16 protein-coding genes are annotated in these 12,585 nt (G+C 44.4%); 7 read left to right on the top strand and 9 right to left on the bottom strand.

The genetic code is table 11. The features are described 5' to 3' along the window. The first annotated feature begins 44 nt into the window (after positions 1–44). Entirely contained in the window at positions 45–827 is a 783-nt protein-coding gene (locus tag U2F10_RS12160; protein ID WP_499872248.1) for an SDR family NAD(P)-dependent oxidoreductase, read from the top strand. 118 nt (positions 828–945) lie between these two features. Further along, positions 946–1,599 carry a cupin domain-containing protein gene (locus tag U2F10_RS12155; RefSeq protein WP_163668720.1) on the top strand — a complete coding sequence of 218 codons (654 nt, stop codon included), beginning with the start codon at positions 946–948 and terminating at the stop codon, positions 1,597–1,599. A gap of 57 nt (positions 1,600–1,656) precedes the next feature. On the opposite strand, the gene U2F10_RS12150 is transcribed toward U2F10_RS12155, so the two are convergent. The 3 genes from U2F10_RS12150 to U2F10_RS12140 form a co-directional block, all read right to left on the bottom strand. After that, positions 1,657–2,238 carry an antibiotic biosynthesis monooxygenase gene (locus U2F10_RS12150; RefSeq protein WP_499872246.1) on the bottom strand — a complete coding sequence of 194 codons (582 nt, stop codon included), beginning with the start codon at positions 2,236–2,238 and terminating at the stop codon, positions 1,657–1,659. Between the two features lie 144 nt (positions 2,239–2,382). Next, the gene (locus U2F10_RS12145; protein ID WP_499872245.1) at positions 2,383–2,589 is read right to left on the bottom strand and encodes a CDGSH iron-sulfur domain-containing protein; all 207 of its coding nucleotides are present in this window, start codon (positions 2,587–2,589) and stop codon (positions 2,383–2,385) included. Positions 2,590–3,003: 414 nt separating this feature from the next. Then, positions 3,004–3,558, bottom strand: a complete 555-nt coding sequence (locus U2F10_RS12140; RefSeq protein ID WP_499872244.1) for an NUDIX hydrolase — start codon at positions 3,556–3,558, stop codon at positions 3,004–3,006. Positions 3,559–3,654: 96 nt separating this feature from the next. Here U2F10_RS12140 and U2F10_RS12135 point away from each other — a divergent pair, with 96 nt between their 5' ends. From U2F10_RS12135 to U2F10_RS12120, 4 genes are all read left to right on the top strand, one after another. Next, positions 3,655–4,071, top strand: coding sequence for a YeeE/YedE family protein (locus U2F10_RS12135; RefSeq protein WP_163697622.1), 417 nt, complete (start codon positions 3,655–3,657; stop codon positions 4,069–4,071). Between the two features lie 5 nt (positions 4,072–4,076). Then, positions 4,077–4,523 carry a DUF6691 family protein gene (locus tag U2F10_RS12130; RefSeq protein ID WP_250565118.1) on the top strand — a complete coding sequence of 149 codons (447 nt, stop codon included), beginning with the start codon at positions 4,077–4,079 and terminating at the stop codon, positions 4,521–4,523. Between the two features lie 259 nt (positions 4,524–4,782). Then, a complete protein-coding gene (locus U2F10_RS12125; RefSeq protein WP_163668712.1) occupies positions 4,783–5,199 on the top strand; it encodes a DUF302 domain-containing protein in 417 nt (138 codons plus the stop codon). A gap of 43 nt (positions 5,200–5,242) precedes the next feature. Continuing rightward, a complete protein-coding gene (locus U2F10_RS12120; RefSeq protein ID WP_163668710.1) occupies positions 5,243–5,461 on the top strand; it encodes a YgaP family membrane protein in 219 nt (72 codons plus the stop codon). Between the two features lie 346 nt (positions 5,462–5,807). On the opposite strand, the gene U2F10_RS12115 is transcribed toward U2F10_RS12120, so the two are convergent. The 6 genes from U2F10_RS12115 to U2F10_RS12090 all read right to left on the bottom strand — a co-directional run bounded on the left by U2F10_RS12115 (position 5,808) and on the right by U2F10_RS12090 (position 10,513). Further along, positions 5,808–6,092, bottom strand: coding sequence for a hypothetical protein (locus U2F10_RS12115; protein WP_499872242.1), 285 nt, complete (start codon positions 6,090–6,092; stop codon positions 5,808–5,810). A gap of 2 nt (positions 6,093–6,094) precedes the next feature. Further along, entirely contained in the window at positions 6,095–6,787 is a 693-nt protein-coding gene (locus tag U2F10_RS12110; protein WP_499872241.1) for a hypothetical protein, read from the bottom strand. Between the two features lie 52 nt (positions 6,788–6,839). Continuing rightward, positions 6,840–7,340, bottom strand: a complete 501-nt coding sequence (locus U2F10_RS12105; RefSeq protein WP_499872239.1) for a hypothetical protein — start codon at positions 7,338–7,340, stop codon at positions 6,840–6,842. 811 nt (positions 7,341–8,151) lie between these two features. Then, positions 8,152–8,868 carry a hypothetical protein gene (locus U2F10_RS12100; protein ID WP_499872237.1) on the bottom strand — a complete coding sequence of 239 codons (717 nt, stop codon included), beginning with the start codon at positions 8,866–8,868 and terminating at the stop codon, positions 8,152–8,154. Positions 8,869–9,003: 135 nt separating this feature from the next. Further along, on the bottom strand, positions 9,004–9,210 hold the full coding sequence (locus U2F10_RS12095) for a DUF6444 domain-containing protein (RefSeq protein ID WP_163668706.1): 207 nt from the start codon (positions 9,208–9,210) through the stop codon (positions 9,004–9,006). Between the two features lie 94 nt (positions 9,211–9,304). Further along, complete coding sequence (locus U2F10_RS12090; protein ID WP_163697633.1) at positions 9,305–10,513, bottom strand: pentapeptide repeat-containing protein; 1,209 nt, start codon at positions 10,511–10,513, stop codon at positions 9,305–9,307. Between the two features lie 177 nt (positions 10,514–10,690). On the opposite strand from U2F10_RS12090, the gene U2F10_RS12085 reads away from it, so the two are divergent. Further along, the gene (locus U2F10_RS12085; protein ID WP_499872236.1) at positions 10,691–12,364 is read left to right on the top strand and encodes a tetratricopeptide repeat protein; all 1,674 of its coding nucleotides are present in this window, start codon (positions 10,691–10,693) and stop codon (positions 12,362–12,364) included. The last annotated feature ends 221 nt before the right edge of the window (positions 12,365–12,585 follow it).

Genomic DNA, 12,585 nt, shown 5'->3' with positions numbered 1-12,585 from the left:
TCTAGTAGGTAGATTGTCCACTATTTCCCAAAAAGGAGCTCAACATGTTGCAGTCATTTGCAGATCAAAAACTCATTGTTATCGGTGGCACCAGTGGTATGGGTAAAGCCGTTGCCCGCATTGTTCTTGAAAATGGTGGTTCAGTTGTTTTAGTTGGCCGTCGTGCAGAAAAGTTGCAGGTCGCCGTTGATGAGCTGAAGGCCTATGGTCCTGTTATGGGAGAGCGTGCTGACATTTCGCAACTTGAGAAACTTCAGGCTTTAATTGCAAAAATTAATCAGGCCCATGCAGACGCTACATTGTTAGTTAATGCAGCTGGAGCCTTTCTCCCCAAACCATTCCTAGACTATGAAGCCGCTGACTATGATCTCTATCTAGATCTGAATAAGGCCACCTTCTTTATTACCCAGGCAGTGGCTCGAAACATGATTAAGCAAAACAACAAAGGTGCCATTGTGAACATTGGCTCTATGTGGGCTAAGCAGGCCATCCAGGCAACGCCATCTTCGGCGTATTCTATGGCCAAAGCGGGTTTGCATTCCTTGACCCAACATCTCGCGATGGAGTTAGCTGAGCACAATATTCGGGTGAATGCAGTCTCTCCTGCTGTGGTGGCAACACCTATTTATGAGGGCTTTATTCCCAAAGAGGATGTGCATGATGCCCTGCAAGGCTTTAACGGATTCCATCCCATTGGCCGCATTGGCACCCCTGAAGATGTAGCTGAAGCCATTGCTTTTTTATTATCTGATAAGGCCGCTTGGGTAACCGGTGCTGTGTGGGATGTGGATGGCGGTGTGATGACTGGGCGAAATCAATACAACTAAGGGTGCTGTAAGGGAGCACTAACCCGATGTGGGTTTGAGCCTCACCCTCTATCTTTGGACAAGACTATGTTCAAGGAACATGCGTTAAATAGCTTCTAGAAATCCACAGAAACCTATCATGAAAATCCATGCCGATTTAACAGAACGAGCCGTGGTCAATACTGAGAACCTACCCTGGATTGACTCTCCCATGGCAGGTGTACAACGGCGTATGATCGAACGCGATGGTGCAGAAGTTGCCCGGGCAACTTCTCTTGTTCGCTATGCTCCCGGCAGCTACTTTTCAGCCCACACCCACGGTGGTGGTGAAGAGTTTTTTGTTTTAGAGGGGGTGTTCTCAGACGAACACGGAGACTTTGGCCCAGGCACCTATGTGCGCAACCCCGTAGGTTCTAGCCATACTCCCCACAGTAAGGACGGTGCAACAATCCTGGTTAAACTGCGACAAATGGATCCAAACGATCAACAGCAAGTGACCATCGACACGAACAAGGCAGGATGGTCTCCTGGTTTAGTGACTGGTTTACACGTGCTGCCTCTACACAGCTACGGCACTGAACAGGTAGCGCTAGTAAAATGGGCACCCGGCACAACGTTTCAACAACATCGCCATTGGGGAGGTGAAGAAATCTTTGTCTTAGAAGGCACATTTGCCGATGAGCAGGGAGTGTATCCTCAGGGCACCTGGCTGCGAAATCCACCCGACAGTGTGCATACGCCCTTTAGCGCAGAAGGCTGTCTCATGTATGTCAAAACCGGCCACCTTCAATGATTCTCTAAATACGCAATATTTTCTGTCATGACCTGATATAAAATATTTGACGCCACACTAGTTAACAACCAACCAACCCTTAAACCATCGAGTCAGTCGGGGCATGATCACATAGGACAGAAGAGCCACTGTAATTGCTACATTGACAGATACCTTAAGCAACCAGGGTAAGAAACTTAGCAATGGTGCCACCAGCGGACTCACCCCCAGGGACACAATCATCACCCCAAGCCAGATTAAAATAGCCTGTTTGTAACGCCTTGGAGCTTTAGGTCCCGGCTGTTTGGGCAATTGAAACCAGGATTCTAACCCTGACAAAACCTGGATGGTTTCCTGGGCTTGAATCAGGGGTTTTACCCGTTCAATCCAAGTATGGCGAGTATCTGAGTTGAGCCAGGCTGTTAGATGACTACAGGCATCAAACTGAAGCACAATGACATAGTCTGGTGGTGTATCAGGCTGATGTCGGAGAATACTCACCCCCAGATGCCCTTCAAATTCACGGGCTGCTGCTGAGATTCCTCTAATCCATTCTTCGTACCCTTCTTGCCGCCCAACTTTGACCCGATGGGTAATAACGGCTGTAACATGTTGATCGATGGCGTTGTCAGGGTCAATATCACTAACAGATGTATTCATTAATATTGTTCTTGGGAGTTTCTTGACACACTAGCTGACAAACTCTCTAAAAATCTGGACAAGATATTGCATCCGCCCCCATCATTTTCTTTTTCTTGTAGGGGCGTTGTCTGTAACGCCCCTACAAGAAAAATTTAATTTTTATTAGTCCCCAGGTGCTCGGTCTGTTGCCTCAAATCCAGCTTTGGCATGAGCCCCATCGCAAAAGGGTTTGTTACTCGATGCACCACAACGACAAAGGGCAACTTGTTCCTGCTTAGGATAGGGCTGTTTATCCCCATCGGTCACAGAAAATTCCCCTTTGACGATCAGTGGGCCATTATCTAAAACAAAAATCTCGGTATCCGCCATGGTTTTATCCTTTACACAATCTAACAGGTCAATCCCAAACCTATGGTTTAGAAACAGAAGCTTGGCATTGATGACTTTCATTGTGAATTGACTCTCCAAAAAAGACAATATGCTTTTCAGGAAACCGATTGTCCTTCAAAAAGAGACAATGTTTAAGTAATTAACCAGCAGCACAAAAGTATCGCCTTTATCGAAGTCACACCATGACATCCCTAAAGATGATCACCCCTGTTTTGTCCCATTATTTGTCCCGTCAAGATTATCTAAGGAATGGAGGTGCCTTGCTACAAGATACCCAGACTTTTCAGAACATCTGAAAAGTCGTGAAATATTGAAAATATCAACCTTTAATAATAGTCAATATATTGCCATAGAGTATTATGGTGAATGGCCTTCGCTTTTTCATATCGCTGCCTAAACTGCGCATTCCCTGGTTCTAGTTGCCCACCACTCTATCAATAGACATCTACATTGCAGACAATTTAGCCTTGTCAATAGCGCTTGGATGCCTGGTTCGGTAGTCGGATAAGTTGCTCCCAGTTTTTCAGACAATAGGGGAGCATCGTCACTGAGCTCAGCTGCAAAACCATAGAGACGTTGATTTGAAAAGGAGCTGTTGATGGACCAGCCAGTTTGATTTAACGGTTTCAAGTGATGCAGGGCCGAGTCAGCAATACCCAGCTCCCGCTGAAGAATTGTTTTTGCCGCATTATGGGGTCTTTGCCCATCAGGGCATCGCCCACCCGGAAAATCCCAAGTGGATTCGCCCACACCCGGACGATACATTGGCGGTGGTAACAGCAAATGCTGTTGGTACAGAGGTAAAACAATGACTGAGTCTGCTTTTTCAACACGCCAATAGTTCAGGGATTGGCCCTCGGGTGTCTCAAGTGTTTCGCCAATCAGCGTTAGCCAACGGTTTTTCAGGGCCAGAATCCGTTCTTTGCATTGCCAGATTTGCTCGCTCATTTGTTTATCAAAGGCAGATACAGTTTATCAAAGTCATGATATAGTATTACCATTTGGTTATATGATGTTTCAATCTCGTTTTGATGGACCCTTGCCATGGTGGAATTAAGTTGGGGAACAGCATTATTAGGTGGGGTATTGATTGGTTTGAGTGCAACAATTTTGCTGGCATTTAATGGTCGGATTGCTGGCATTAGTGGCATTGTTAACGGTGGCATTCAGGGGAATGAACCCTGGCGCTGGCTCTTTTTGGCGGGAATGCTCCTGGGTGGAATACTTTATGAATATGGCCTGGCACCTGAGCCTACTCCCACGCCATCCCTGACAGCAGGGACCATGATCTTAGGCGGTTTTCTGGTGGGGTTTGGCACTCGTCTGGGCAATGGCTGTACCAGCGGTCATGGAGTGTGCGGCTTGGGGCGGTTGTCGTTGCGATCGCTAGTTGCGGTGCTCACCTTTCTCACTACAGCCATGCTAACTGTCTGGCTGACTCGACATGGCATAACTGGATAAGCACTATGGAAAAAGTATCAATACAGCAAACACTAACGCTGAAGCAGAATTTGGTTGCCCTCTCATCTGGCCTCTTATTTGGCCTAGGGTTAGGTCTATCCCAAATGATTGACCGAGAACGGATACTGGGCTTTTTAGATATCACTGGCAATTGGGATCCCGCATTGTTATTTGTCCTGGGCGGGGCTGTGGGGGTCACTGTCATCGCATTCCGATTTGTTTTACGGTTACCCTATCCAATTTTTGCTACTGCCTTTAGATTGCCAACCTATAAAGAGGTTGACCTCCCTCTGGTGTTGGGGGCCGCTATTTTTGGTATTGGATGGGGCATTGCAGGCTATTGTCCAGGACCTGCAATTGTTGCGTTGATCTTAAAATCATGGAGCCCCATGATTTTTCTGGCTGCTTTTGTTGCTGGTTCTCTCACCAGTCAGCTGATCAACCGTAAATAGGACCCGTTTTTAAGAAAGTTGAGCCAGTCTAGCCAAGCTGCCAGGGCATGGTCATTGGTCAACTTTACTGTAGAGGCCATACTTGCTTCATTGGCTAGCTCTACATAAAGCTCTGGCAAAAGCTTTAGGAAAAGAGACTTTAATATAAATTCAGAAAAATGGTTGATTAAATCACTATTTAGTTATATAGTAAATAAAGATTCTAGACTTCACATTAGTCCGATACATTTCTCACAAATCAAGCCAACACACATCAGCCATGTATCATTTTAGTAAGACAATTAAAGCTTCCTTTGATGAAGCTATAGCCCAGGTCACTGAAGCACTTAAGGCTGAAGGAATGGGGATTTTAACCGAAATTGATGTGCAAGCGGCTTTTAAGAAAAAGCTAGGCGCTGATTTCCGTAACTATAAGATTCTCGGAGCCTGTCATCCGCAGGTGGCCTATAGCATGCTACAAACCGATGACAAAGCTGGGGTGCTCTATCCCTGTAATGTTGTTGTTCAAGAGCATGAGAATGGGCAGGTAGAAGTCTCAGCTGTGGATCCACTGATTATGTTTTTGATGATCCATAGTCCTCAGGCTAAAGAGATTGCCTTAGATGCCAGTCAAAAGATGCAAGCGGTCATGGATCGCTTGCCCGCAACGATGCCAGTTGCTGCCGGAGTTGTATAGAACAGATCACGTATTACATAGAAAATCAGGAGGGTTAATTCCCATGTTTAACAATGTTGGTACTATAGATCGTCTGTTGCGGACGCTCGCAGCAATCGTATTGCTATATTTCGGCTTGCTCATCTATGCCGACTCAACCTTAGGCATTGTATTGGATGTTGCCGGTGGTATTGCTTTATTCACAGGGGTCTTTGGTTCCTGTGCCCTCTATGGCTTGTTGGGCATTAATACCCGTAAATCTAACCAGGATTCTCCCACATAGATAGTTCCGAATCAACACTTTCCTCTCTTTCTTAAAGCAAACGCCCGTCTGGAGTTTCTATCAATACTCCAGCACGGGCTTTTTTAGTTGTTCTTATCGTCCACCGCTTGGTGTAATTTACTCAGCATCCATGTGGTCTACTTAGCTGATTGGAAAGCTAGTTTGGTGTTGGTTTTGAAGAGTGCGATCGCATCCCAAATCCGAATTCAGCTGTAACCCTACTTAAAAAAGGACACCCTGGTAGAGATTTCCTTACCAGGGTGTTCTTCGATATCGGACGCAGCTAGCCAGATTCTCTTATCAAACAGCAGGATAAGCTCGATGAATCACGCATCCTACCTGGCTATTATTCAATTGTTTCAAGACAATCACGAATTTTCATAATGACTTTACAAGTTTCACTATAATGCTCATCCAGTAACCGAGCATACTGAATAATTTCTAGCTCATTGCTATAATTGTGAAGTATTTGAAATATTACTCTTTCAACATCTTCTAATAAAGAACCATAGGTTTCCAAGGACTGCTGTAGTTCTGCGACGGAAATTTCCTTATTTTCAAACCTTTTACAGTCTCTAAGAATGTTGGATTGAAGAGTATAGTTTCGGCCACTATTGTTAGGCAATTTCATCGCTATGTTTGAGTGATACCATATACAAGGTATTCTTCATTTCGTTCATAGCCAAACAAATAAATCACATTACCAAGAAATAGCTGATAATACTCTTCCAAAGTTTCCTTAGGATCACCAGAGAGGTCAAGTCTAATTTGCTTAGAAGCTTTTTCCTGAATAAAAAACTTTCTACCCTCAGCTATTTGCATTAAAAAAATTGGTTCTGATGTTGTTTCACACAGGCCAGGAGTTTCGTCTTCCAGTAGCCAATAAGGTTGCCCTCCCACAATGTCATCTTGAATTGATTTTTTTTCAGAATCAATCAATTCCAGCGGTCTATAGATTACTCTCTCTTTGTATGAACTTAAAGGCGTAGATTCCGCACTGTTAAATACTAAAAAACGAAAATTTCTCTGATATCTCTTCAGAAATGAGCTTGGAACATTAATCTGATGAAGTCTCCCTGGTAGCATTTCAGGTATCAAGTAATTTTCATTTGCACATGACATACACGCAAAAATTGAGAGAATTAGTTCAGACCAAGGGTGCTCTTTTGGAAATTGAACTTGTAAAATGAAAGCCTGCGTCTGATTGCATAATTCACAATGTGGAGTGGTAAGTCCTCTAGGCATATGGGGCTTGCCACCTGAAAACGACTTATTGGAACCAATTTGAGATGTTTTAGTGTTCCCGTAGTAAATTTTCCAAGACATTACTCATGCTCGCAGTTATAGGTTAGGGAAGTTGCGTATAGTTGTTTCTCCGTCAACAGTAACTATCTATCTTTTTTGACTCAAGATATATTCCTTTAAGACTATCGATAAATTTGCGACAGTTTCCAACTGTAACAACAGATTCTCCACCAAAATATTCAGTCAATGGGGTATTTGTCATATTGCCGACATTCACTAAACATCTAACAGTAAAAGCATCTTCTTCATTAACTGAAGTTGAATTACCTGAAGTATTTGAATTACAAACCCCAGTTCCTAGCAAGGCGTGAATTTTATACGCACAATCGTATCCCATAAAAACAGGTAATTCATGCTTTAATTCATTGTTAAGATGCTTTTCTAGATACAGGAAAAGCTTTTTAATGTCTTCCAAAAAAATAGTCTTTGCTTTTGATCGAAAAGAATCGGTTGTAATCTTTTGGTTTGGAACAAGATGGGTGATAATTCCCAAGCGCTCTTTGCTCTTATCTAGAGAAGATAAGTACATTCTGAATTCATAGCCAGACGTGACTAATACAGCAGTACGTTTCATAAATCTCACTAATTATTCGCTAACTTATTTCCTTAAAGATATATTTCTTTAAATGAGATTAGATGATTTCTGAGAAAGACACTATTGAGAATAGTAAATTATGTAGATTGAGTTGAATAGTGTAAAACTCACCAGGAAACAGATGTGGAAGATGTCAGGTTTCGCATCTTAATACTAGCCTGTAGTAGTATCTTTATTCCTGGAGATCTTTTTAGGTATTCTAATATAAGCGAATATTTTAAAGATCCCCCGAATGTGGTTTGGCTACCTGAAACATGCAGAAGCTGCTACAGCCGGTGAGTATTTGAAGCCCTAAATCTTAGAGCCACTGCCATTCATTGATCTTAACCATTTTTGATAAATCAGAACTTGTTTTTCTATCATTGCTGTGACCATTTTATTTGTTTGCGGATTATAGACAGTCATATCAAATGGCCCACGATCAGTATTTCTAATGTATACTTTTACACCATCGTTTTGCACTCTAGTTGTTGTCGCGTCGTACATCAACCTGGTCGCTTTATCCCGCTCTCTGCCGGTGTAGCCAAAGCGGAACCGAAATCGGGATTCGTCTCACAGGTGCCCTGACTACAGCTGTCATAGGTGATGTGATTGAGCATTGTGTAGTGATGCTCACCTGTGACCATTTAATCTGATTTTCTCTCTTATCTTAGGCCTACCGAAATGAATGTGATGAGAGCGCATACCAAATCCGAATTCAGCCGTAACCCTACTTAAAAATGGACACCCTGGTAGAGATTTCCCTACCAGGGTGTTCTTCCGGGGGGGGTATATTCTGCATAACCCCTTACTATACTTGGTCGCCCAGATTTATTGTTGATAACCACGATTTCTCATGCTCAGATATAACCGCTATCAAACATATATTTTGATAAGGAAAAAGATAATCACATGAACCTATGATATCTTTCAATATCTTCCACTTTTTCTGATTGTATTTACAGCGAAGCTCAGATATACAAAAATCATATAAACAACAAGCACTATTCCAAATCCAGCTTGAAAACACATTAAATGAATACTCGATGACTAATTCACTAGAATTATCAGATTTTGTTGGATTTTGATCCCATAGCTTTGCACTCAATTTTTCCCAGTCTGCGTCTAAAAAAATCTGAGATAGATTTTCCCAGATAGATTCATCCATAGGGCTTAACCATGCTTCTCTAAAATCACAAAATAACTCCTTATATAACTTTTCCCACCAAAGTTTTTCCTCTATCTGACCTGAAATTTCCAGCTCTAATTCTTTAATAAGATACTGCTCAAATAATAATTCGATGCCACTGCCCATCAGTTCTAACGGTTTATCTAAAAGAAATCTTAAAGCGGATTCTATAGATGAAAAATGGTATATTTCTGGTCTTGTAAGGTTTATTGAAGTATAGAGATCATTAATTGTTTGATTCAAATCATCTAAATTATCTTTTTTTAATAGAGAATTAGACCATTTTCTTGAGTAATCATTCAACATTAGTTCCTGCTGTTTTGAAAGACTATTAACCATGGGAAAGTGTACTATCTCGTTTCAAAGGTGGATACAACTTGTCTTGGTAAATGATAAAAAGCTACGCTTTACATCATTTTTCACTCCTCTGATCCAGTTCTTCTAAAAGAGATAACTCTACCATCTGGTGCAATGTCAATCTTTCTTCTTCCGGTTTTTTCGATTGGCTTTGATGTCTTGTGATGGCGGTTTACTTGAATTCTGGCTGGTCTTTTTGGGACGCTTTTCTAACTCGTCTAAACGCTGACGTAACCGTTGCATTTCTTCCCATAGCATTCGTATCAGAGTATCTTTCGCCTCTGGACTTAACTGGCTTAGGTCAGGAAGGTCTTGCATACCCATACATTACGCATAAGCATCCAGGAAGACAATCCCCCGGAGGGGAGTTGAGCAATTACCTGCCCACCACGATGATTGGCAGTCCTTGGTAAGCTGGCTAATTACAACTACGTTCGCTACCGTCTGGCATAATGGCACCGCAGAGATTGGTGCGAATATCAAACTTAATCCCTTCTAATGTAGCTTGCTGAAAATTCGCCTCAGCAAGATTCGCCCCAGAAAAATCCGTAAAGCTTAGATCGGCTCCTTGGAAATTAACCCCCCGCAGGTTGCTATTAATAAAATTCACCTGCCGCAGATTACTACCACTGAGATCAGTACCCCGCAAATCCAGATTGCTCAGATCTGAACCTGCTAAATCAGCATTAATCAGTCGAATGCCAGCAGGAATCACATCTCTCAGTTGGGATGCCGCAAATTGTGTATCAGTAAAGTCGGCTCCTTGAAGATTGGCTCTGGTGAGATCAATGCCGTCTAATGTGGCTTCGCGAAAGTCAGCAACGAGAAGATTAGCCCTACTCAGTTGCGCATTGGTTAGATCGGCTTGGGTCAACAACGCTCCAGTTAAATCGGCTCTGGTGAGATCAGCTTCAATGAGCGTGGCACTATCCAGGTAGGTCAATGCCAGATCAGCTCGGTTTAAATGAGCTCTAGAGAGATTCACTAGACGAGCATCTGCAGCCCGCAAACTACCATTTTGAAGCTGGCTCTCTGATAGATCTGCTGCTTGTAAATTGGCAATAAAAAAGCTAGTCTCGTCTAGCTGAGCCTGGTTGAAGAGACTGCCACTTAAAAATGTGCCTTCAAAGGTGGTGCCGGTGAGAATGGCCCCGGTCAAATCAGCACCCCGTAAATCAGCACCATCTAAGTTGGCCCCCTGCAAATCTATGCCACGCAGGTCATGCTCACCTAAACCATGGGTGACCAAATCCCAAACCAATCGCCAGCGGTCATCCATGATTGTACGTTCATCCACATGGGCATTGGCTAACTGTGCGCCTTCTAACCGAGCACCGAACAGGTTTACATTGCTGAGGTTGGCGTTACGCAGATCTGTGTCACGGAGATTAGCCTGAAAGAGAAAGGCTCCCTTTAAATCAACACCATTAAGATCAGCTCCTGCGAGGTTAGCTCGTCGCAAATTGGCTTGCTGTAGAAACATGCCTCGCAAATCGGCACCGCGCAGATCGCAGCGAGGGCACTGGCGGGTTTCTTGAAGCTGTGTGAGATCTTTTTTGCTAAAGGTGTAACCGGGTAGGCCCATCAGCGATAGAAGCATCGCTAAACCAATAAATAAGGGTTTCATAACAAGAAATCTCTATCTAACCTAAGGTGCCCGGTCATAATCCCGGATTCTCAACTTTGTCCTGCTTAAATCGCTGAATTCTAAATCTTGGCCAACTTTTCGTACATGGGCTTCCCTTGAGAATCCGGGGATTTAGCAGGGCACTCTAGCTGCACAGACAAAGATTGATATATTGTCATGCTGCTTCCATGGTTCAATCGCCTGATCCCCGGTCTTGTCGTCAGCACATTGCTCGTGACCATCACACCTGTGTTGGCTCAACCGGCATCCTTTGATGCCTTAGAAGATATTACGTATTGGACCGATCTGTGCCGTCTGCAAGCTACAGCAGAAGAGTATGAAAAAGCATTGGCAGCCTGTGAACAAGCGATTGCCCTAGAACCAGAGAATCCTGACATTTGGGCGCAGCATAGCGGTATTTTGATCAAGCTAAAAGCATTTGCGGATGCGATCGCATCCGCAAATCGTGCCCTCACCTTTGATCCCGAAAATTCCCTGGCCATTGCCTACCAATGTGTGGCCTACACAGCCCTAGGAGAAAATGAAACTGCCCTGGATAAATGTAACAACGCCTTAAGAGTTAACGGCAATTGGGGGAGCGAAACCCCCACACTAGCTTGGTTCTATCGCGGTGAGATTTTATCCCAGGCTAAACAGTATGAGTTAGCGCTGGTGGCCTATGAACGTACCCTGTTGCAAGATCCCGAAAACTCCCTGGTTTTAACTCGCCAGTGCGAAGCCTATGTGGCCCTCGAACGTCCTCAAAGTGCTTTAGAGGTCTGTGGGTCAGCCCTGTCTATCGATAAAAATTGGGGAGATATTGGACCTGCCCTGGCCTGGACCTATCAAGGGCAGGCCCATAGCCAGCTGAATCAATACAACCAGGCCATTTTTGCCTACGACCAGGCCATTGGCCTTGACCCCAAAAACGCCCTGACCTGGGCGGCCCAGGGACAGTTACTAGAGACACTGCGCCGCGATCAAGAAGCGCTGGTTTCTTACAATCAGGCGGTTGCCCTCAAGGCAGATTACACCCTGGCGCTGTTGGGGCAGTGTACCTTACTCAATCGGCTGGGCAGCTATGAACCCGCTTTGGCTGCCTGTGATGCTGCCATTGGGGGGGATGGGGATTGGGGTCACCAAACCCTGGCTAAAGGATGGAATCAACGTAGTATTGCCCTGACCGGTGCACAACACTATGAAGAAGCCCTGGCCTCGATCAATCGAGCAGTGGGAATTCAGCCGGACTATGTGGCCGCCCACAATCACCGCAGTACAATTCTTTGGTATTTGGGACGTTATGCAGAAGCCCTTGCGGCTAATCAACAGGCGATCAACCTTGACAAAACCTATGCTCCAGCCTGGTTTGCCCGAGGAGTAATTTTTCGGGCAACAGAACAATATTCCCATGCGCTGGCGGCCTACAATCAGGCCCTGGCATTAAATCCCTTTAGCGATTGGGGCTGGACGAATCGCAGTCTTGTTCTCTGGGAATTAGAACAATACACAGAAGCTCTGCACTCTGCGGAACGGGCAATTGCACTGAATTCAGAATCGGTTCAGGCTTGGTACAACAAGGGTGTGACCCTGGCAGCCATGGGAGAATATAGGGGAGCGATCGCCACCTATGACCAGGTGCTTACCCTCGATGCCACCCACACCGATGCCCTGACGGGGCGTGGCATTGCCTGGTTTAATCTTAATGATTATGTTGCCGCTACCGCTGACTTAAAGGCAGCTCTCGCCCTCAATCCCGACAATGTGCTTGCCCAGAATACCTTAAAAGCATTGACAGCAACCCAATCCACTGAACATCTATCAACACCAATACCACCGCCGCCACCATCTTAATAGTTTGTAGACTTTACCCTCACCCAGGAATAGTAGCTATGTGATACAGACTGTGAGTTCAAGCTATTTTCAGTGAACACTATCTTAGCGATACGACAGTTGCCATGGCCGATCTCCAGGCAACTCTAGCGCTTAATCCTGAAAACACCCTGACCCAATATATCTTAACTGCATTGACACCCAGCACCGACTAACGGTCATCTCTTTTTTTGTTTCTTTTT

Origin of the sequence: Leptothoe sp. EHU-05/26/07-4 (assembly GCF_043421015.1) — a bacterium.
In the GTDB taxonomy this organism is placed as follows: Bacteria; Cyanobacteriota; Cyanobacteriia; order Phormidesmidales; family Phormidesmidaceae; genus Leptothoe; species Leptothoe turfae.
Note: the sequence above shows the minus strand (reverse complement) of the source record. Positions and strands in the feature narration are given on the sequence as shown.